The following is a 21,489-nucleotide window of genomic DNA, read 5'->3' on the forward strand; positions in this document are numbered from 1 at the left end:
TTATGAGGGGATTGAAGAATCTTTTGCAGGCAGTAGCATTCCCAGGACCAGCCAGTATTATTGTGATGCATATTGCAGCTGGCAGAGAGGCTCAAATGAGGTAGCTAACAGGTTTATCCGAAGATTCTTACCTAAAGGCACAAGTTTCAGAGGAATCAAAAGAACCCTGGTAAAAAAGATTCAGGAATTCATAAATACTTACCCCAGAAAAATGTTTGATTATGGGAATTCAGATGAAATATTCAGAGAAAAATTAAGTTTTAGTATGTAAAAACATTGAAGGTACAGGTAATTTTAAAAAAATCAAAAAAACCGTGCATTGCAACTTGCAATTCACCTATTTCTGTTAAAACAGATAAATTCCTTTCTTTAAGGACAAATTTTTGTTATAATAATAAAGTAGGTTGTTATTTTACATAGTGTTTCGAAATAGAAGTTTAAATTCAAATTAGGTAATTTATTTGAATAAAAATATTAAATTTAATTAAGGTGGAATTTAGATGCAGCGTAGAGAGAGATTAACTGGATTTTTTATTATCTTTATCTTACTTACTTTTTCTGCTTATAGTAATTCGATGAATGTTGGTGGTGGCATGGGAAATGAAATTAATCAGGCAAAATTTACATATCAGACATCAAACTCAGCAGTTACCACTAATAAAAACTTTGTTACATCTCCAGAAGCTAGAAATATTTCCACAAATAAAAATACTGCTGTTTCTAATTCAGCTGTGCAAGCAACTAAAAAATCTAAGTCTGGCCAGACTTTTAATGGTAACCAGCAGTCTGTAACAGATAATCAGCTGAATAGTTCACGTAATTTTACTACTGATAATAAAACAAGAGAAAAAACAAGGGAAAATGTTTTTCCACAGCAGCAGAAACCTTTGATTGAGCAAATTACAGTCCATAAAGTAAAAAGTGGAGAAACTCTCTGGGAAATAGCTCATCAACATGGTTTGAATATTGATTCTCTAATTGGAGCAAATAACATAAGTAATATGAATAGCATTAAACCAGGTCAGGAATTTAAAATACTGCCTATTAAAGGTATTTTATATCGTGTTTCACCTGGAGAAAGCCTGGCCAGTATAGCTGCTAAATTTAATCTTAAAGTTAGCACAGTAATGAAAGATAATAATATTAGTGATTCTAGTAAATTAAGAATTGATCAGAAGCTAATTCTCAGAAATGCTAAACCAGAATTTAGTTATCAAGATCGTCTTGATCAGAAGTTTATGTATCCAATTCAAAGTAGAATTACATCTTATTATGGACCGCGGTGGGGTAGAATGCATGAAGGCTTAGATTTTGCAGCACCAATGGGTAGTCCGATTAGAGCAGTTAGTTCAGGGAGAGTTGTTTATAGTGGCTGGGCAACTGGCTATGGTAAAGTTGTTATTATTGAACATCAAAAAGGTTTACGGACTTTATATGCTCATAACTCAAAGCTACTTGTTAGAGCAGGACAGTCAGTAGTTAAGGGTCAGACAATTACTCGTTCTGGTAGTACAGGTAATTCAACAGGGCCTCATCTTCACTTCGAAGTTCAGGTTAATGGTAGACCGGAAAATCCACTTAACTACTTAAATAAATAATGAGATATTTAAGATTAGTTGATTTTAAAGCTAACTCAATTGAGTTAGCTTTTTTTATCTTGACAGTGTAAACTATTTAGGGTAAAATGTATTTAACAAACATTTGAATAATTGTTCATACATAACTATAATAACTTATTAGGGAGGTTACAGAATGACAACTGGACTATCAGAAAAAGCTAAAGTAAAAGAAGAATATGAGCTGGAAGGATTAAATTGCTCCAACTGTGCTCTTAAAATTGAGAATAAGGTAAAAGAGTTAGATGGATTAGAAGAAGTTGAACTTAATTTTGCAACATCTACTTTAAAATTAGTTGCACCTGAGACTGAAATTGCTAGTATGGAGCACAAATTACAGAGTATTTCGGACCGAATTGAACCAGGAGTTAAAGTAAAAAAAAGAGGGGATGAGTCTCCTGAAAAAGATTCAGCTGCTTCTAAATTTTCTTTTATCTGGGCTAAAAAAGAAATATTTATTGGGGCAATAATTTTTGCTTTAATAATGTTATTTACAAAAACTAATTTATTTGCAGTCCAACTGCCAACTCCTGTTGTAATAATATCTTTTTTAACTGCTTACATTTTAATTGGCTGGCCAGTTTTAAAAGCTGCATTTTTTAATATTGGCCAGGGTCAAATTTTTGATGAAAATTTTTTAATGGTAATTGCAACTTTTGGCGCTTTTGCAATTCAGGAATATCCAGAAGCGGTAGCAGTTATGTTATTTTATATGATTGGTGAACTTTTTCAGGAAAGAGCTGTTAATAGTTCACGCCGTTCAATCAAAGAGCTTATGGACATTAAAGCTGATTATGCTAATTTATTTGTTGCTGGTCAGACTAAACAAGTTAAGCCGGAAGATTTAGAAATTGATGATTTAATAATTATCAAGGCGGGAGAAAAAGTTCCGGTTGATGGAGAAGTTATCAGTGGAAATTCTGCTCTGGAAACATCTGCTTTAACTGGTGAATCAATCCCAAGAGATGTTGAACCTGGTTCAGCGGTTTTAAGTGGAATGATTAATTTAAATTCTCTATTAAAAGTTAAAGTTAAGCGTCCTTACAAAGATTCTACAGTTAAAAAGATTCTTGATTTAGTAGAAAATGCCAGTTCTAAAAAAGCAAATACTGAGAAATTCATTACTAAATTTGCTCGCTATTATACGCCAGCAGTTGTTGCAGCTGCAGCAGCAGTTTCTGTTTTACCTCCAGTATTTGGTTTAGGAACATTCAGTACCTGGTTTTACCGGGCTTTAATATTTCTAGTAGTTTCTTGTCCCTGTGCACTGGTAGTTTCTATTCCACTTGGCTTTTTTGGTGGAATTGGCTTAGCTTCTCGGAATGGTATTCTAATCAAAGGAGGTAATTATTTAGAAGCTTTAAATTCTGTTACTGGAGTAGTTTTTGATAAAACAGGCACTCTAACTGAAGGAAATTTTGCTGTGCGAGAAATTAAAAGCCTAAGTCAATATTCTCAAGCAGAATTATTAAGTTTAGCTGCTGAGGTAGAACAATTTTCTAATCATCCTATTGCTACTTCTATTTTAGAAAAATCGCAAAAATATCAAAAACATGATCCGGAAAGTAATTATCAAGAAATTTCTGGGGGTGGAATTAAAGCAATTTTAGCTGGAAGAGAGATTTTAGCAGGAAATGAACGTTTAATGAAGAATAATAATATTAAGTTTGAAAAAGTTGATCAGCCTGGAACAGTAGTTTATTTAGCTGAAAATGGCAGCTATCTGGGGTATATCTTAATTTCAGATAAATTAAAAGCAGATGCTGAACAGGCAATTAGCGGTTTAAAGAAATTAGGTTTAAGTAATATCGCAATGCTAACTGGTGATAATAAAAATGCTGCTCATCAAATAGCAGAGCAATTAGGTTTAGATAGCTATTATGCTAATTTATTACCTGACCAGAAAGTAGCTAAAGTAGAAGAATTACTGGCTAATAGTCAGGGAAAGTTAGCTTTTGTTGGTGATGGAATTAATGATGCACCTGTGCTAGCTCGTTCTGATCTCGGGATTGCAATGGGAGGGCTTGGTTCTGATGCTGCTATCGAAGCTGCTGATATAGTTTTGATGACTGATGAACCAAATAAATTAGTAACTGCGCTTGAAATTGCAGCAGAAACTAAAAAACTAATCTGGCAAAATATAGTAATGGCCCTGGGAATTAAGGCAATTGTTATGATTTTATCAATTTTAGGTATGGCTTCTATGTGGCTGGCTGTTTTTGCAGATGTTGGAGTTGCACTGCTAGCTGTCTTTAATGTAATGAGAATTTTAAAGAGATAATTATCAGATATAATTGTCGAAAGAATTGGAGTGTTTTAAAATGGTTAAAGATGCAGGAGCATTGAAAATTTGTGATATTTGTGAAGCTTTTGATCCAGATAATCAGATTGTAGAGATCATGAAAAAAGATAGTCTGGAAGCTGAAGTTGTTTATAATTTAGCTGAACTTTTTAAGACAATTGGTGATCCAACTAGAATTAAGATCCTTTATGCTTTAAAAGAAAGAGAACTTTGTGTCTGTGATCTATCTGAATTACTTGAAATGAGTTCTTCAGCTATTTCGCATCAATTAAGAGTATTAAGAAATAATAAGTTAGTTAAATATAGAAAAGAAGGCCGCTCGGTCTATTATTCTCTAGATGATGATCATGTTCTTTGCTTATTTGGTCAGGGGCTAGAACATGTTCTCGAAGAAAGATAAATACTACAATTAAAGTTCGGCTATAGCCGAACTTTAATTATATAAATCTAATTTATTAAATGAGGAGGTTTTTAATTTGCAAAGTAATTTTAAAAAGTTTTTTAAAAACAATCATATGTTTAATTTAATTTTTATGATAGCAGTACTGTTAATGATTTTATTAGGCAGTATTAATATCTTAGCTGCTGATCTAACTATTCCTGACGTTGATTACCAGAGCTTTGAACTTGGCAATGGTCTGCAGATTATGGTTTTTCCTGATCATAGCATTCCTTCTTTAAAATTAGCTGTTTATTATAAAGTAGGAGCAATTGATGAACAGCAGGGACAAACAGGAATTTCTCATTTTCTGGAACATTCTATGTTTTTAGGAACAGAGTCAGTCCCAGAAGGGAAAATTGATGATTTAATTTCACATGTAGGTGGCCAGCTAAATGCAGCTACTAATTTTGATTATACATATTATTATTATCAAGTTCCGTCATCAATGTTAGAGTTAGTTATGGCTCTTGAAGCAGATAGAATGCGAAACTTAAAATTTGACCCAGCTGAGATTGAACGGGAAAGAAAAGTAGTTATGCAGGAAAGAAGATTACGGACTGAAAATAATATTTTTAGTAATGGTTTTGAAAAAATAAAAGCTTATGCTTTAAAAGATTCCTATCTTGAACATAATGTTGTTGGCTGGATGAAAGATATTAGCAAAATTACAGTACCACAATTAAAATCTTATTATCAAAGTTATTATGCACCTAATAACGCAATTTTAGTTGTTAGTGGTGATGTAAACTATAAACAGGTTAAAAGACTAGCGAAAAAATATTATGGTGATTATCAACCCCAAAAAATTAGTCGGCCGCAATTTAACCTGCCAGTTCAGAAACAGGAAAAAGTTATTAAGCTGCATTTACCGACTAAAATACCTTATGCTTTAATGCTTTATCAGATACCAGCTGGAGATAGCAAAGATCTACCTGCAATTAATATTTTCCTTGATATTCTGGCCAATAATCAAAGTTCTCGCTTAAAAGAAAAGCTTCAACAGCAGGATAAACTAATTTTAGAGAGTGGAGCTTTTTTGTATCAATTAAGAGAGCCTTCTTTTGCTTTAGTTTATTTTATTCCGAGCAGTGAAAATTTAGTAGATCAAGCCCAGCTAGCTTTTGATCAAGAATTAAATAATGTTTTGGAAAATGGAATTACTGAAGCAGAATTTGAATTAGTTAAAAAGCAATATCAAAAATCTTTAATCTTTTCTCAGCGTGATATTGATTCTATTGCAGCTAGTAAAGCACTGGCAAAATTGAGATATAATAAACCTGATTTAGAGAATGAAAAAATTGCTATTATTAATCAATTAACTAAAGAAGATGTAATTAGAATAGCTAAACATTATTTTCAGCCTGAACAGAGAACAAGAGGTTATATTCTACCTGCAAAAGAAGGTGAACAAAAGTGAAAAAAAATAAAAAGTATTTTTTAATTATTTGTTTAATGATTTTATTTTGTTTTATTTTCAAACCTGCTTTAGCTTTTGAATTTAAGCCAGCCTTATTTACTAAATTAGCCAATTCTAAAAATGAAGTACCAGAGATAAACTTTCCTGAGCATTCAATTTTACAGTTAGACAATGGAATGATTGTTTATTTAGCACCAGATCACAGTCTGCCTTTGATTGAAATTAAAGGTTATCTAGCCCGGGGGAAAATTATCGAAAGCAAATCTGAAACAGGTATGACTGATCTAGTAACTAATTTAATGTTAACAGCAAGTGAAAATTATTCCGAACAAGAAATGGCTCGTTATCAAGAAAGTAATGGTCTAGCAGTTAAGCTTAGTGCTGGAATGGATCGAGTGACTATAACAGCTAATGCTCTAAAAAGTGATCAAGGAAGACTAATTGATTTGCTGGCTGAAATTTTGCGCAGACCAAGTTTTAAAGGGCCTCAATTTAATCGTACTGTTGCAGAATATAAGCAGCTTTATCAACAGCAATTTTATGATGATTCTGCTTTGCTTGATATGTATTTCTTTAAAAATATTTATACTAATCATCCTTATGGTTATAATTATGATTATAATTTAAATCTAAAAGTTTTAAAAACAATTACTCCAAAACAGACAGCTGATTTTTACCATAAATTAGTTCAACCTGATCAGCTTGTTCTGGCAATCAGTGGTGATTTCAAAACAAATCAATTAGAGCAGATAATTAAAGCAGATTTTGCTGATTGGAAAAATACTAAGATAAAGTTAAATGAAAAACAGGTTAGTGTTAATCCTACTAATCAAAATAAAATTATCTTAGTTAACAAGCCAGATGCAACTCAAGCCAAGTTAAGAATGGGCTATAATTTTTATACAGATCAATTTGCTAAAAAAGTACCTTTTATGATGGGGAATAGAATTTTTGGCAGTGGCAGCTTTAATAGCCGTTTAATGAAAGAATTACGCAGTAAAAAGGGCTATGTTTATGGTATTAATTCAGTTACTAGTTATCATGACTATGGAGGAGCTTATTATATTAATTTAAGTGTGAAACCAGCAAATACTTTAGCCAGTATCAGAGCAGTAAAAAAAGAAATGCAGCAGGTTAAATCAGGATCTAAACCATTTAGTAAAGCAGAATTATTTGAAAACATTAATCTTTATAATGCTGTTTTTCCCAGAGCTTACCAAAAACAGCTAGATCGGTTAGATCAATTAGTTTATCAGGTAGAAATTATGGGAAGATCTCGTAATTATCTAAAAAATTATATCAAACAATATAATGGGTTAACAGCAGCTGAAGTTCAGGAAATATTTGCTGCTGATCTATATCCCGATATCATGTTAACTGTTATTGTTGGCCCTGAAGCAAAAATATTACCATCACTTAAAGCTGCAGGACTAAAGGTAGAAGTTATTAATTAGTTAGTATTGATTGGGAGATGTTCTTGACAAATAATAGTTAAATAAGATATTATAATAAAAGATTATACAAGTTTATATTTAAAAGCTGAGAAGAGAAGGAGTAATTTTTTAAATCTGCCAGAGAAAAGAATCCAGCGGCTGAAAGATTCTTTCAGATAGAGAAAAATGAAGTCGTCTCTGAGCTTTATCACTGAAATTTAAATTAACTAGGTGATAACGGTTAGCAAATCGTTAACAAATTTGAGTGTTTTTCTGGAAACAGGAAAAAACTAAGGTGGTACCGCGAATTTAAAGCTTTTTCGTCCTTATGCTGACGAAAAAGCTTTTTTTTATTTTAAATAAACATTTATGGAGGGATTAGTTTGGAAAATTTAGCTAAAACATATGATCCAGCTCAAACAGAAGATAAATGGTATGAATATTGGCTGGAAAATAATTATTTTGCACCTCGTTCCGAGTCAGAAGTGGGAAATTTTAGTATTGTAATGCCTCCCCCAAATATTACGGGGCAGCTTCATATGGGACATGCACTTGATAACACTTTACAAGATATTTTGACTCGCTGGAAAAGAATGCAGGGTTATCGTACTCTCTGGCTGCCAGGAACAGATCATGCTAGTATTGCAACCGAAGTTAAAGTTGTTGATAAACTGCGTCAAGCAGGAATTAATAAAGATGAATTAACTCGTGAACAATTTCTGGAAAAAGCCTGGGAATGGAAAGCAGAATATGGTAATCGAATAACTAATCAACTAAAAAAGATGGGATCTTCTTGTGACTGGAGTCGTGAACGTTTTACTCTTGATGAAGGTTGCTCAGAAGCAGTTACTGAAGTATTTATTCGTCTTTACGAAGAAGGGCTAATTTATCAGGGAGATTATATAGTAAACTGGTGTCCCAGCTGTCATACTACCTTAAGTGATATTGAAGTTGAACATCAGGAAACAGCCGGTAAGTTCTATCACTTTAAATATCCTTATAAAAATAAAGATGGTCATATTATAATTGCTACAACCAGACCAGAAACTATGTTAGGAGATACGGCAATTGCTGTTCATCCAGCTGATGAAAGATACAAAGATTTAATTGGTGAAAAAGTAATTGTACCATTGGTTAATCGGGAAATTGAAATTATTGCTGATGAATATGTTGATCGTGAATTTGGAACTGGAATGGTAAAAATTACTCCTGCTCACGATCCAAATGACTTTGAAATTGGCAGACGTAATAATCTAGAAACAATTACTGTAATTGATGAAGACGCTAAAATGACTGAATTGGCCGGAGCAGATTATGCAGGTCTGGATCGCTACCAGGCTAGAAAAAAAGTAGTATCTGCAATGAAAGCAGCTGGTTTATTGGCAGAAATTGAAGATCATCAGCATAACGTTGGTGAATGTTATCGTTGTGGAACAGTAATCGAACCTTTAATATCAAAACAGTGGTTTGTTAAAATGAAACCGTTAGCTGAACCAGCAATTAAAGCAGTTCTTGACCAGGATATAAATTTTGTTCCAGACAGATTTAGTAAAGTCTATATGAACTGGATGAATAATATCAGAGATTGGTGTATTTCCCGTCAGCTCTGGTGGGGACATAGAATACCGGTCTATTATTGTAATGATTGTGCTGAAGTAGTTGTTGCTAAGGAAAAACCTACTAGCTGTCCTGCATGTGGAAGTCATAATTTACATCAGGATGAAGATGTACTTGATACCTGGTTTTCTTCCGGTCTCTGGCCTTTTTCAACTTTGGGATGGCCCGAAAATAATGCCGATCTGGAGAGTTTTTATCCAACAGATGTTTTAGTAACTGGAAGAGATATTATCTTTTTCTGGGTTGCCAGAATGATATTTATGGGATTAAAATTTCAGTCAGAACGTCCTTTTAAAGATGTCTATATTCATGGATTAATTCGTGATGCTCAGGGTAGAAAAATGAGTAAATCTTTAGGAAATGGAATTGATCCCCTTGAAATTATTGAAAAGTATGGTGCAGATGCTCTGCGTTTTACTTTAATTACAGGCAATACACCAGGTAATGATATGCGTTTTCGGGAAGAAAGATTGGAAGCAAGCCGAAATTTTGCCAATAAAATCTGGAATGCAGCTCGCTTTATGTTAATGAATTTGGAAGATTTTGCAGTTGATCAGGTTGTAGAGAAAGATCTGAAACCAACTTTAGCTGATAAATGGATGCAGAGTCGTCTCAACACAGTAGCTGGAGAGATTAAAGCTGCTCTCGAGGATTATAATTTTGGTGAAATGGCAAGTAGTTTATATGATTTTATCTGGAATGAATTTTGTGATTGGTATTTAGAGCTGCTTAAAGCAAGATTTTACCAGGATCAAGATCCAGCTGCTAAATTAACAGCACAATATTATGGTCTGCAGACTTTAGAAAGTTTACTGCGTTTATTACACCCAGTTATGCCTTTTATAACCGAAGAGATCTGGCAAAAACTACCTGGAACTAACGAAACAATTATGCGGGCCAGCTATCCAGTTCAAGATCAAACAAAAATCAATAAAAAAGCTGAAGCAAAAATGGAGCTTTTAATGAATATTATTAAAGCAGTTCGCAATATTAGAAATGAGATGAAAGTTAATCCTGGGAGAAGAATTAAAGCACTGCTGTCCGCTCCAGAAGAAAAAATTGATATTTTACAAGAAGGTAGCGAATATTTAAAAAATCTAGCCCGGATTAAAGAGTTAGAAATAGGGGGCAGTAAGCTTAATAGACCAGCTAAAGTATCTACCACAATTGTTAATGAAGTTGAAGTTATTTTACCCTTAGCTGGTATGATTGATCTTGATAAAGAAGTGGAGCGATTGGCTAAAGAAATTGAAAATGTAGAATTTGAAATTAAAAGGGCTGCTGGCAAACTGGAAAATCAAGGTTTTGTTAATAATGCACCAGCAGATTTAGTTGCTGCTGAACAGGAAAAATTAACTGAATATAAGGCTACCCGGGAAAAACTAATTAGCAGAAAAGCTGAATTAGAAGCTTAACTTGGTTTAACTTACTTGCAAAATATAGCTCTAATCCTCCTGCTTAAAAAGTAGGGGGATTTTTTATTAGAATTTTGTTTTGGTGAAAATATACACAATTAAAAAGGATTTTGTTATTTTTAAGCGAATATGAGTACTAGAGAGTTGCTTATTTTAAATAGTAAAATTATTTAATTATTCAAAGGAGGCAGCAAAATGGAAATGATAGGAGTCAGTGCATCTGCCAGTAAAGCTGGTAAGACGACTTTGATTTCCTTAATGTTAAAAAATAGTCGCTATCGAACTGGGGTTATTAAGACAACTGTCAATAATGAACTAGATCAATATAAGGTAATCAATGATCCCAAAATAATTAATAAAAATGGAACTGATACAGCAAGGGTTGTTGAGCATGGTGCTGATAAAGTTATTTTATTGGAAAGTCCAGCTGCTGAATTACCAAGCGCTTATCAGCTGGCTCAAACTTTATTAGGTGATGGTATTGAAAGGCTATTTATTGAAGGAAACACTATTATTAATTTTTTGAATCCAGACTTATTATTTTATTTAGAGAGTCAATCTGAACCAGAAAAAGAATCTTCTAAAATGGTAAAAAATAGAGCAAATATAAAAATTAAGACTAATCCCTTACTGCAGACTAACCAATTGGCAACAGTCCCTTTCCTTATTCAACCAGATAAAATGACCTGTTATCAAGCTTTTTTATTGGCTGATCTTTTTCAGTTAGATATACGTCAGCTGGGACGAATTATGCGAGAACAGGAAGTGGAACTTGTTAAATGTCAGCTGGGATTATTATAAAAAGATTTGACTATAATTTAGTTGCTTTTAGCAGTAATCTTTTTTAAATAGGAAAGGAGTTAATAAAAGCTCTTTTCTTTTTTTTAGAAAACTTGACTAAGAGTCGAAAAAATGATATAAATTTATATAGACAAACTAAGGAAGGTGAATATATTGCGAAGAGCAACTATAACCGGACTGGGAAAATACCTCCCAGAAAAAATTATGACAAATCATGACTTAGAAAAAATTGTAGATACAAGTGATGAATGGATTAAAACTAGAACTGGAATTGAAAAAAGAAGAATTGCAGCAGATGATCAGGCTGCATCTGATTTAGGTGTTAAGGCAGCTCAAGCTGCTCTGGAAAATGCTAATCTACAGCCGGAAGCTGTTGACTTAATTATTGTCGCCACAATTACTCCGGATATGATGTTTCCAGCAACTGCCTGCTTGATTCAGGATAGAATTGGGGCTAAAAAGGCAGCAGCTTTTGATCTGGAAGCTGGCTGCTCAGGCTTTGTTTACGGAATTAGTGTTGCAAGTAATTTTATTGAATCAGGAATGTATGATACGGTAATGGTAATCGGTACAGAAGTCCTTTCCAAGATCATGAATTGGGAAGATCGAGGAACTTGTGTACTTTTTGGAGATGGAGCAGGTGCTGCAATTTTACAGGCAACTGAGCAGGGAGGTATTTTGGCAACTGATCTTGGTTCAGATGGTTCAGGAGCTGATACTCTTTATATGCCAGCTGGTGGTTCTTTAAAACCTGCCTCACCAACAACAGTAAAAAATAAAGAACATTTTTTATATATGGAAGGTAATCAAGTTTTTAAGTTTGCTGTCAAAACAATGGGAAGAGCTTCATTAAAAGTTTTAAAGAAAGCAGGTTTGAAAAAAGAAGAAGTAGATTTATTGGTACCTCATCAGGCAAATACAAGAATAATTGCTGCTGCTGCTAAGAGATTAAAACTATCAGAGGATAAAGTCTATGTTAATTTACCTGAGTATGGTAATACATCAGCTGCATCTGTTCCAATTGCTCTGGCTGAAGCACAAGAAAAAGGGCTTTTAAAAAATGGTGATAAGATTGTTTTAGTTGCTTTTGGAGCAGGTTTAACCTGGTCATCAGCGGTTATGGAGTGGAATGATCTAAAAGATTAACTGATTTTTAAAACAGCTATCAGATAAGCTATAAATTACTAAATTGGAGGCTTAGCAATGAATAATAAATTAGTTTTTATGTTTTCAGGACAGGGTTCTCAGTATGTAGGAATGGGTAAAGAACTATTTGAAAATTATCCAGCTGCAGCAGAAATTTTAAATCAGGCTCAACAAATATTAAATTTTGATCTGCAAAAATTAATGTTTACTGGTCCAGAAGTAGAACTAAATAATACTAAAAATACTCAACCAGCAATCTATACAGTTAGTGCAATGATTGCTGCTGTATTAGCTGAAAAAGGAATTGAACCGGCTGCAGTAGCAGGTCACAGTCTGGGTGAATACTCTGCCTTACATGCTGCAGAAGTTTTTAGTTTTGCTGATGGTCTTAAACTAGTTAGAAAAAGAGGGGAATTGATGGATCAAGCTGATCCAGATGGTCGAGGAACTATGGCTGCTGTAATTGGATTGGAAGATAAAATTGTAGAGTCTGTTTTAGCAGAAGTTGAGGGGATTTGTCAGGTTGCTAATTATAATTCTCCTGGTCAGGTTGTAATTTCTGGTGAAGTAGCAGCTGTTAAAACAGCCGAAAAAATTCTGGCTGAAAAAGGAGCCAAAAGAGTTATCCCTCTTCAAGTTAGTGGAGCATTTCATTCTGCTTTAATGAAGCCAGCTAAAGCAGAACTTAAAAAGGCAATTGAAGCTACAGAATTTAAAGATGCTAAACTGCCTTTAGTAGCTAATGTAACTGCTGATTATGTTAGTACAAGTTCAGAAATAAAAGCAGCTTTAATTAAACAGCTTGATAATAGTGTACGCTGGGTAGAGAGTATTAAATGTTTAAAATCTGCTGCTTATCAAGATTATGTTGAAGTTGGCCCGGGTCGTGTACTAAAAGGATTAATGCGTAGAATTGATCGTTCCTTAAATGCTTATAATGTCGAAGATGAAAAAAGTCTTAATAAAACATTAAAAAAACTTAGTTAATTATTAAATTAAAATATTTTATCTGTGTTGATTAATAAATCGTTATTTTAATTGTTAAACTAAAATTTGTCTAGGAGGAGATTATTTAAATGGATAGAAGAATTGTGATTACAGGTGCAGGTGTTGTCCATGCGCTGGGAACCGAATTAGAAGAATTCTGGCAGAATATAAAAAGTGGTAAATCAGGTATTTCTAAAATTGAAAAATTTGATGCAGCAGATTATCCAAGTCAAATTGCTGCTGAAATTAAGGATTTTGATCCGGCAGGATACATAGATAAAAAGGAAGCAAAAAGATTGGCTCTTTATAGTCAATATGCAATTGTAGCTGCACTTAAAGCTTTAGAAAACGCTGACTTAAAAATAACAGATGAGCTGGCTGCTCAAACTGGTGTAATAGTTGGTTCAGGAATTGGTGGAATTGAAGTTTTTGAGGAACAGGTTGCTAAACTTAATAAGCGGGGACCAAGGCGGGTCAGCCCTTTCTTTATTCCAATGATGATTTCTAATATGGCAGCTGGTAATGTAGGTATCTATACCAATGCCAAAGGGCCAAATATGAATACAGTTACTGCCTGTGCTTCTGCTACTACAGCTATTGGAGAAGCTTTTGAAATGATTAAAAGAGGGGCTGCAGATATTATGATAGCAGGTGGAACAGAAGCTTCCATAACTCCTAGCGCAATAGCTGGTTTTGGTAATATGAAAGCTCTTTCAACTCGAAATGATGAACCAGAAAAAGCAAGTCGGCCATTTGATAAAGATCGGGATGGCTTTGTTATTGGCGAAGGATCAGGAATTGTTATTTTAGAGACTTTAGCCAATGCTCAGGCTAGAGGAGCTAATATAATTGCTGAAGTAGTTGGCTATGGAGCTTCCGGGGATGCCTATCATATTACTTCACCAGCTCCCGAAGGGGAAGGAGCAGTACGTGCTATGCAGGCTGCTATTGACAGAGCAGAAGTAGATGTAAGTGTAGTTGATTATATTAATGCTCATGGTACTTCAACTTCACTTAATGATCAGTATGAATCAACTGCAATCAAAGCTGTTTTTGCTGATCATGCTCATCAATTAAAAGTTTCATCTTCTAAATCAATGACAGGTCATTTACTTGGAGCAGCTGGTGGAATTGAAGCAATTATCTCAGCAATGGCTATTAAAGAAAATATTATTCCTCCAACTATTAATTTTAATCAGGCTGGAGAGGGTTGTGATCTTGATTATCAAGCAAATAAAGCAGCCGAACAGAAAGTTAATTATGCTTTAAGTAATTCATTTGGTTTTGGTGGCCAAAATGCCTGCTTATTATTAAAGAAATATCAATAAATTGCTAGCTAACTTAAGCTATAATTAATGATTTATCGAGAGAATCCTCATTATAATGGGGATTCTTTTTTATTTTAAAATAATATCTAGTGAGCAGTATTTTAGTAAAATTCTTTACTTATTTTTTAAATAATGATACGATTATTTTAATGGTTAAACAATTTATAATTAAGTTAAATTTATGCTAGCTGTGTTAAGTTTTTAATTATAAATTAAAGCAGCTTGTTAGTTGGAAAGAAGGTGTTTTAATGAAAGTATATTCTTTAGTTGGTCCCAGTGGTAGTGGAAAAAGTCATCGGGCAGTTCTGCTGGCAAATCAGCATCAAATTCCTTTAATAATTGATGATGGTTTGTTAATCCATTCTGGAAAAATTATGGCTGGCAGTTCTGCTAAAAAAGAAGAAAGTAAAATGGGAGCAATTAGGAGAGCTCTTTTTTATGATGAAGAGCAGACAAAGGCTGTAAAAAGAGCTATTAAAGAAATCAAAGCTGATAAAATACTTATTCTGGGGACATCAACTGAGATGGTAGTCAGAATTGTAGATAGATTAGAGCTAGATGGTATAAATCAGGCAATTAATATCAGGGATATTTCTACTCCTGCTGAAATAGAGAAAGCACTTGCTGTTAGAAATAAAGAAGGTAAACATGTTATTCCAGTTCCTACTATTGAAGTAAAAAAAGAATTTACTGGTTATTTAGTCCATTCTCTAGAATTATTTTTTAAAAAAGATGATAGAACAATTAGACATGAAAAAACAATAGTTCGACCTAAATTTAGTTTTTATGGTAACCTGAGTATTAGTAATCGAGTCTTAGTTGATTTAGTTAATTTTTTTATTAAACAGGAAAATGAGATTACTGATTGTAAGCGGATAAAGGTTGAAGAAAAAAGTCATCAATTGTTTATTAATCTGAGTATAGAACTTACTTTTGGAACTATAATTCCAGCTTACTGTAGTAAATTTCGTTTATTGCTCAAAAATAGATTGGAAAAAATAACAGGGCTTGAAGTAAATGAAATAACGGTTGAAATATTTTCTTTAAACTTGAACTGATTTTTTAATTGAGGAGGAATTTGAGTGAGAAAATATCATGCTAAGAAGTTAGAAAAAGAAGCAATTTATCCCTATCAAGATTGGAAAATTACTGAAAATGAATTTTTAGTTGAAAATAATCATCATAATGAATCTATTTTTGCACTTGGAAATGGATATATGGGGATAAGAGGAACTTTTGAAGAAGATTATCCAGGCAGTGAAGATACTACTACGCCGGGTTTTTATATTAATGGGGTTTATGCTTCTGAAAATATAATTTATGGCGAGCAATCGCCTAATTTACCAATGAAGGGCCAGACTATGGTTAACCTGGCAGATTGGAGCGAAATTAATCTCTATATAAATGAGGAAAAGTTGGATTTATTGAAGGGTAATTTAATTGATTATCAGCGAGAACTTAATTTGCAGCAGGGAACTTTATGCAGAAAAATGATCTGGGAAGATCGTCAGAGTAGAAAAATTGAAATTAAAATAACCCGATTTATTTCTTTTAGTAGAGAACATATTGGAGCAATTCGTTATCAATTTAAAGCAATTAATTTTTCAGGTAGGATTACAATTAATTCTGCCCTGAATGGTGATGTTCGTAACCATCATCATTTAAGAAATAAAAAAGCTTTATCTATACTTGCCAGTGAAGTCGATCAAAACACTGGTTATTTAGTTCATAAAGTAAATAGTACTGACTTTAAAATTGCCTATGTAATTGAGCATTTACTTGGAGAAACAGTAAAAGATCACTGTGAAGTTAAAAAAAGAGCCTCTGACAATAGAATTGATTGGGTTTTTGAAATAAATGCAGTTGAAGGACAAGATTATACTATTGATAAATTAGCTGCTATTAATCACAGTCAGGCTGAAGATGAGAATCCGCTGAGTGATGCCAGAGCATTTGTGGCCCGGGCGGCAATTACAGGATTTGAAAACTTATTGGAAGAACAGGCAGAATTCATGGCTGGTTACTGGCAGGATGCTGATATTAAAATTGACGGTGATAATGCTTTACAGCAAGCTTTCAGGTTTAATTCATTCCATATTTTACAGGCTGTTGGGAAAAATGGTCGTACTAGTGTTCCTGCTAAAGGTTTAAGTGGAGAGTATTATGAAGGCCATTATTTTTGGGATACAGAAAGCTATGTTCTGCCATTTTTTGCTTTTCAGAGACCTGAAGTAGCTCGTAATCTGCTTCTTTATCGTTATAACACACTCGATAAAGCTCGTAAGAATGCTAAACGTATGCGTCTGAAAGGAGCCTTATTTCCCTGGCGAACTATTAATGGGGATGAAGCTTCTGGTTTTTTTATGGGATCAACTGTGCAATATCATATTAATGCTGACATTGCTTATGCTCTCAATTTGTATTATCAGGTTAGTAATGACCACGAATTTATTGAAAATTATGGTCTGGAAATTTTAATTGAAACTGCCCGCATGTGGAGTAGTTTAGGCAGCTATATTCCACTGTATAATAATCAATTTTGTTTTAATGAAGTCTGTGGTCCAGATGAATATAAACCAGGTGTAAACAATAATGCTTATACAAATTATATGGCCAAATTCAATCTTGAAATAGCGATTGAAATAGCAGAAAAAATTAAGGAAAATTCTCCTGAAAAATATCAAAGGCTGGCTGAACGAATCAATCTAAATGAACAAGAATTGGAAATGTTTAAAGAAGTAGCTTCTGATATTTACCTACCGTATAATGATAAATTAGAAATTACACCTCAGGATGATTCTTTTTTATATAAGAATCCAATTGAAGTTGATAACATACCAGAAGATGAGCTACCACTGGTTAAAAATTGGCATCCGCTAATTATCTGGCGCTATCAGGTAATTAAACAGGCAGATGTTATGTTATTAATGTTACAGTTAGGAAATAATTTTAGACGAGAATTAAAAATTAAGAATTATGATTACTATGAGCCTAAAACAACCCATGATTCCTCTTTATCACCAGCTATTTATAGTATTTTAGCATCTGAAATTGGTTATAAAGTACAGGCATATAACTACTTTATGCAAACTGCCCGACTTGATCTTGATGATTATAACGAAAATGCTTATCAGGGAATACATGCTGCCTGCATGGGAGGAACCTGGTTAGCTTTAGTACAGGGTTTTGCTGGTATGAGAATGTTTAACGGTAAATTATATTTTCATCCTCATCTGCCGGATGGTTGGCACAAGTATCAGTTCCGTTTGAGATTTAAAGGCAGTCAGATTGAAGTAACAATTGATCAGAAAAAAGCCAATTATTTATTGATCTCTGGTCAGCAAATTCAATTTAAACATTATGATAAAATTATTACCCTTAATCAAAGTAATTTAAATCAGGAAGCAGAGATAAAGCAGGTGTAAAAATGGATTTTAATAAAAAAATATATTTACTTTTAGGAGGGGGAGTCTTTTTTCTCTCACTTTCCGGTATTTTAATAAAAATTGCAGTTGCTCCACCTTTAATTACTGCTTTTTATCGAATGTTGTTTACAGTTATTATTTTAACACCTTATTTTTTAACTAAACATCGACATGAATTTCGTTATTTTTTAGATTATAGGCCTCTTTTAGTAGGCTTTTTACTAGCTGTTCATTTTATTTTATGGATTAGTTCTATTCAGTATACGGCAGTTTCTAATTCAGTTATTTTTGTTGCTTTACAGCCTCTCTTTACTATCATTTTAGAATATTTATTTGCCCGGGAAGATCTTAAAGAAGGAGCAGTAATTGGAATAGCAATGGCTTTAATTGGCAGTTTGATTATTAGCATAGCTGACTTTTATCAGCTGCAGGGGAGATTATTTGGTAATTTTCTGGCTTTAACAGCAGCCTTATTTGCTTCTTCATATTTATTTATCGGGCGAGGTGTGAGAAAAAAAGTTGCTTATTTCCCTTATCTCTATATTTTATATACTTATGCAACTATATTTTTAGGGATAGCTGTTTTTACTGCTAAAATACCTTTTACTGGCTATGGTAGTAAAAATTATCTTATCTTTCTTGGACTGGCGATTGGTCCAACTGTAATTGGGCATTCAATTTTAAATTATTCGGTTAGATATCTTTCGACATCTATTGTCTCACTTTCAATATTAGGTGAACCAATTTTAACAACTTTAATGGCCTGGTTTTTCCTTAAAGAAAAAATCATTTTAACTACAGTTATTGGGGGATGTTTTATTTTAGGAGGAATTTATCTTGCTTCAGTTTATAATTATCAACAGCAGAAGAAGAAAGCAGCTTAAAGTTACTGGACATTTTAAAAAATAACATATAAAATAATAATTGAGATAACTTTATTTGAATTTAGGAGGGATAAATTTGCTAAAAGAAGTTGCAAACACAGTAAGAGGCTTATCAGCAGATATAGTAGAAAAAGCTAATTCCGGTCATCCGGGAATGCCAATTGGGTGTGCAGATATTGGAGCTTTATTATTTGGAGAAGTAATGAATCTAGATGCTTCTAAGTCCGATTGGGCAAATAGAGATCGTTTTGTACTTTCAGCCGGTCACGGTTCAGCTTTTCTATATTCATTTTTGCATTTAAGCGGATATGATATTTCACTGGATGATTTAAAAGAATTTAGACAGCTTAATTCTAAAACACCAGGTCACCCAGAATATGGTGAAACAGATGGTGTAGAAACTACAACAGGTCCTCTGGGGCAAGGCTTTTCGAATGCAGTTGGAATGGCTCTGGCAGAAAAAATGCTGGCTGAAAAATACAATACAGAAGAACAGCAAATTGTTGACCATTATACTTATACAATTATGGGTGATGGCTGTATGATGGAAGGGATTAGCTCAGAAGCAGCTTCCCTGGCCGGACATCTTGGTCTTGACAAATTAATTGCTATTTATGATGATAATAGCATTTCTATTGCTGGAAATACAAATTTAGCATTTACAGAATCAGTTGCTGATCGCTTTAAAGCATATGGCTGGCAGGTAATAGAAAATATTGATGGTCATAATATTAATAAAGTACGTGATGCGATTAATCAGGCTAAATCTGATAAAGAGAGACCTACTCTTATTTTAGCTAAAACTCATATTGCTCTGGGAGCACCAACAAAGCAGGATACCGAAGCAGCACATGGTGCACCACTTGGTGAAGAAGAAATTAAAGGTTTAAAAGAAAAATTTGATCTTCCTGTTGATAAAAAATTCTATATTCCAGATTCAGTTAAAGAGTTTTTCCGCTCTAGAGCTGCTCAAATGCAGGAAGTACGTTTAGAATGGGAAAAAGATTTCGCAGAGTGGGCAGCAGCTAATCCTGAACTGAAATTGGAATGGGACCAGGCAATGAGTCAGGAATTACCAGCTGATTTAAAAGAAGAGCTGATGAGTTTAGACATTAAAGCCCCTGTTGCTACTAGAAAATCAGCAGGTGCAGTTTTAAGTAAGGCTTTTGAATTAGTGCCATATTTAGTTGGTGGCTCAGCTGACCTGGCGCCTTCAACTAAAACTTATCAGGCAGAATATGGTGAAATTCAAAAAGATAGTTATGCTGGCCGCAATTTCCGCTTTGGTGTTAGAGAACATGCTATGGGAGCAATTACAAATGGTATTGCTCTGCACCAGGGATTTCGCCCTTTTGCAGCTACTTTCCTTGTTTTTTCTGATTATATGCGTCCTGCAATTAGGTTAGCTGCTTTAATGAAGCTGCCAGTTGTTTATGTCTTTACTCATGACTCAATTTTTGTGGGAGAAGATGGACCAACTCATCAACCAATTGAACATGTTGAAGCTCTAAGAATTATACCTGGACTAAAAGTATTACGTCCAGCTGATGAGGAAGAAGCAAAAGCTGCCTGGATAGAAGCACTTGAAACTAAAGATCAGCCAACGGCATTGATCTTAACTAGACAAAATTTACCTCATCTTGATAAATCAGCAGGTATCGCTAATTTCAAAAATGGTGGTTATTTTATAACTGACAATAAGGAAGATGCCGATGTATTAATTATGGCAAGTGGTAGTGAAGTTTCTCTAGCAGTAGAAAGTGCTAAGCTGCTCAAAGAAAATAATATCAAGACAGCTGTAATGTCAGTTCCAGAAAGACGAAAATTAGAGGAATATCTGGCTGATAAAGATTTAGCAGATTATAAACTAAAGGTAGCTCTGGAAGCAGGGGTTACTACTGGTTGGTATAAATTGATTGGAAGTAATGGGCTAGCAATTGGTCTTGATCGCTTTGGTATTAGTGGTAAAGGTGAAGAAGTAGGTGCAGCTTTAGGATTTACTCCTGAGAAAGTAGCTGCCAGAATTGAAACAGCTTTGAATTAAATAGCAGGTGAAACTTACTTGAATTCAAATTAATAAATATAGATTAAAATAATAAGGCTGTCTCAAACCTGAGGCAGCCTTTTATCTTATTGAAATTTTAATCTAATAGGTTAAAATATATAAAACCAGTTAATTAAAGCAATTAAAGTTCCCAGCAGAACTCCTGCAAAAACTTCAAAAGGTGTATGACCAATTAATTCTTTTAAATCTTCCTTAATCAAACTTTTATCATTGCTAAAGTTTCTGCCCTCAAGATGATGAATTAGATTATTTAACACATTGGCTTGCTGACCAACTGCTCTTCTTACTCCGCTAGCATCATAAGTTACAATTAAAGCAAAAACAGTTACAATAGCAAAAAGATCAGATTGAAAACCATATTTTAAACCAACACTAATTGCCAGACTAGAAACAAACGCAGAGTGGGAGCTAGGCATACCACCTGAAGTAAAAAATGTATAGATATTTACTGGGCGAATAAAAAATATCTTTAAAAATTGGGCTGTAAATAAAGCAAAAATTGACACTTCAAGTAATGTCATGATTATTAACCCCCTGAATTATATTAGAACTTTAATTACTTTGTTCTTTAAGTCTATTTTATGTATAATATTATTATCAGTAGAATAATT

16 protein-coding genes and 1 other annotated feature are annotated in these 21,489 nt (G+C 33.6%); of the genes, 15 read left to right on the top strand and 1 reads right to left on the bottom strand.

From position 1 onward, the window contains the following. The 15 genes from BMZ74_RS05530 to tkt all read left to right on the top strand — a co-directional run. On the top strand, positions 1 to 271 hold a 271-nt coding region (locus BMZ74_RS05530; RefSeq protein WP_143070148.1), incomplete at its 5' end, for an IS30 family transposase. A gap of 229 nt (positions 272 to 500) precedes the next feature. Further along, positions 501 to 1,598, top strand: a complete 1,098-nt coding sequence (locus tag BMZ74_RS05535) for a peptidoglycan DD-metalloendopeptidase family protein (RefSeq protein WP_089860859.1) — start codon at positions 501 to 503, stop codon at positions 1,596 to 1,598. 154 nt (positions 1,599 to 1,752) lie between these two features. Further along, positions 1,753 to 3,897, top strand: a complete 2,145-nt coding sequence (locus BMZ74_RS05540; protein ID WP_089860861.1) for a heavy metal translocating P-type ATPase — start codon at positions 1,753 to 1,755, stop codon at positions 3,895 to 3,897. Positions 3,898 to 3,937: 40 nt separating this feature from the next. Further along, positions 3,938 to 4,318 (top strand): ArsR/SmtB family transcription factor, encoded by a 381-nt coding sequence (locus tag BMZ74_RS05545; protein ID WP_089860863.1) that lies wholly within the window; start codon positions 3,938 to 3,940, stop codon positions 4,316 to 4,318. 76 nt (positions 4,319 to 4,394) lie between these two features. Beyond that, entirely contained in the window at positions 4,395 to 5,777 is a 1,383-nt protein-coding gene (locus BMZ74_RS05550; RefSeq protein WP_245750828.1) for a M16 family metallopeptidase, read from the top strand. Then, a complete protein-coding gene (locus BMZ74_RS05555; RefSeq protein ID WP_089860865.1) occupies positions 5,774 to 7,231 on the top strand; it encodes a M16 family metallopeptidase in 1,458 nt (485 codons plus the stop codon). Before BMZ74_RS05550 ends, BMZ74_RS05555 begins: the two co-directional genes overlap by 4 nt. 78 nt (positions 7,232 to 7,309) lie before the next feature. Beyond that, positions 7,310 to 7,541, top strand: a binding site (T-box leader). Positions 7,542 to 7,593: 52 nt separating this feature from the next. After that, entirely contained in the window at positions 7,594 to 10,242 is a 2,649-nt protein-coding gene (locus BMZ74_RS05560) for a valine--tRNA ligase (protein WP_089860867.1), read from the top strand. 195 nt (positions 10,243 to 10,437) lie between these two features. Continuing rightward, the gene (locus BMZ74_RS05565) at positions 10,438 to 11,043 is read left to right on the top strand and encodes a P-loop NTPase family protein (protein WP_089860869.1); all 606 of its coding nucleotides are present in this window, start codon (positions 10,438 to 10,440) and stop codon (positions 11,041 to 11,043) included. 153 nt (positions 11,044 to 11,196) lie between these two features. Then, positions 11,197 to 12,189 carry a beta-ketoacyl-ACP synthase III gene (locus tag BMZ74_RS05570; RefSeq protein WP_089860870.1) on the top strand — a complete coding sequence of 331 codons (993 nt, stop codon included), beginning with the start codon at positions 11,197 to 11,199 and terminating at the stop codon, positions 12,187 to 12,189. Positions 12,190 to 12,246: 57 nt separating this feature from the next. Further along, the gene (fabD, locus tag BMZ74_RS05575; RefSeq protein ID WP_089860872.1) at positions 12,247 to 13,176 is read left to right on the top strand and encodes an ACP S-malonyltransferase; all 930 of its coding nucleotides are present in this window, start codon (positions 12,247 to 12,249) and stop codon (positions 13,174 to 13,176) included. 89 nt (positions 13,177 to 13,265) lie between these two features. Beyond that, positions 13,266 to 14,504, top strand: a complete 1,239-nt coding sequence (gene fabF, locus BMZ74_RS05580) for a beta-ketoacyl-ACP synthase II (RefSeq protein ID WP_089860874.1) — start codon at positions 13,266 to 13,268, stop codon at positions 14,502 to 14,504. Positions 14,505 to 14,752: 248 nt separating this feature from the next. Next, positions 14,753 to 15,562 carry an Asp23/Gls24 family envelope stress response protein gene (locus tag BMZ74_RS05585; RefSeq protein ID WP_089860876.1) on the top strand — a complete coding sequence of 270 codons (810 nt, stop codon included), beginning with the start codon at positions 14,753 to 14,755 and terminating at the stop codon, positions 15,560 to 15,562. A 24-nt stretch (positions 15,563 to 15,586) separates the two neighbouring features. Further along, on the top strand, positions 15,587 to 17,929 hold the full coding sequence (locus BMZ74_RS05590; protein ID WP_089860878.1) for a glycoside hydrolase family 65 protein: 2,343 nt from the start codon (positions 15,587 to 15,589) through the stop codon (positions 17,927 to 17,929). Between the two features lie 2 nt (positions 17,930 to 17,931). After that, entirely contained in the window at positions 17,932 to 18,813 is an 882-nt protein-coding gene (locus BMZ74_RS05595) for a DMT family transporter (RefSeq protein ID WP_089860880.1), read from the top strand. Between the two features lie 76 nt (positions 18,814 to 18,889). Then, positions 18,890 to 20,857: a transketolase gene (gene tkt / locus BMZ74_RS05600; RefSeq protein WP_089860882.1), complete on the top strand. Its 1,968-nt coding sequence runs from the start codon at positions 18,890 to 18,892 to the stop codon at positions 20,855 to 20,857. A 110-nt stretch (positions 20,858 to 20,967) separates the two neighbouring features. Here tkt and BMZ74_RS05605 read toward each other — a convergent pair whose 3' ends face one another. After that, positions 20,968 to 21,399 (bottom strand): divergent PAP2 family protein, encoded by a 432-nt coding sequence (locus tag BMZ74_RS05605; RefSeq protein ID WP_089860885.1) that lies wholly within the window; start codon positions 21,397 to 21,399, stop codon positions 20,968 to 20,970. Positions 21,400 to 21,489 lie beyond the last annotated feature (90 nt).

The organism is Halanaerobium salsuginis, from assembly GCF_900114545.1.
GTDB lineage: Bacteria > Bacillota > Halanaerobiia > Halanaerobiales > Halanaerobiaceae > Halanaerobium > Halanaerobium salsuginis.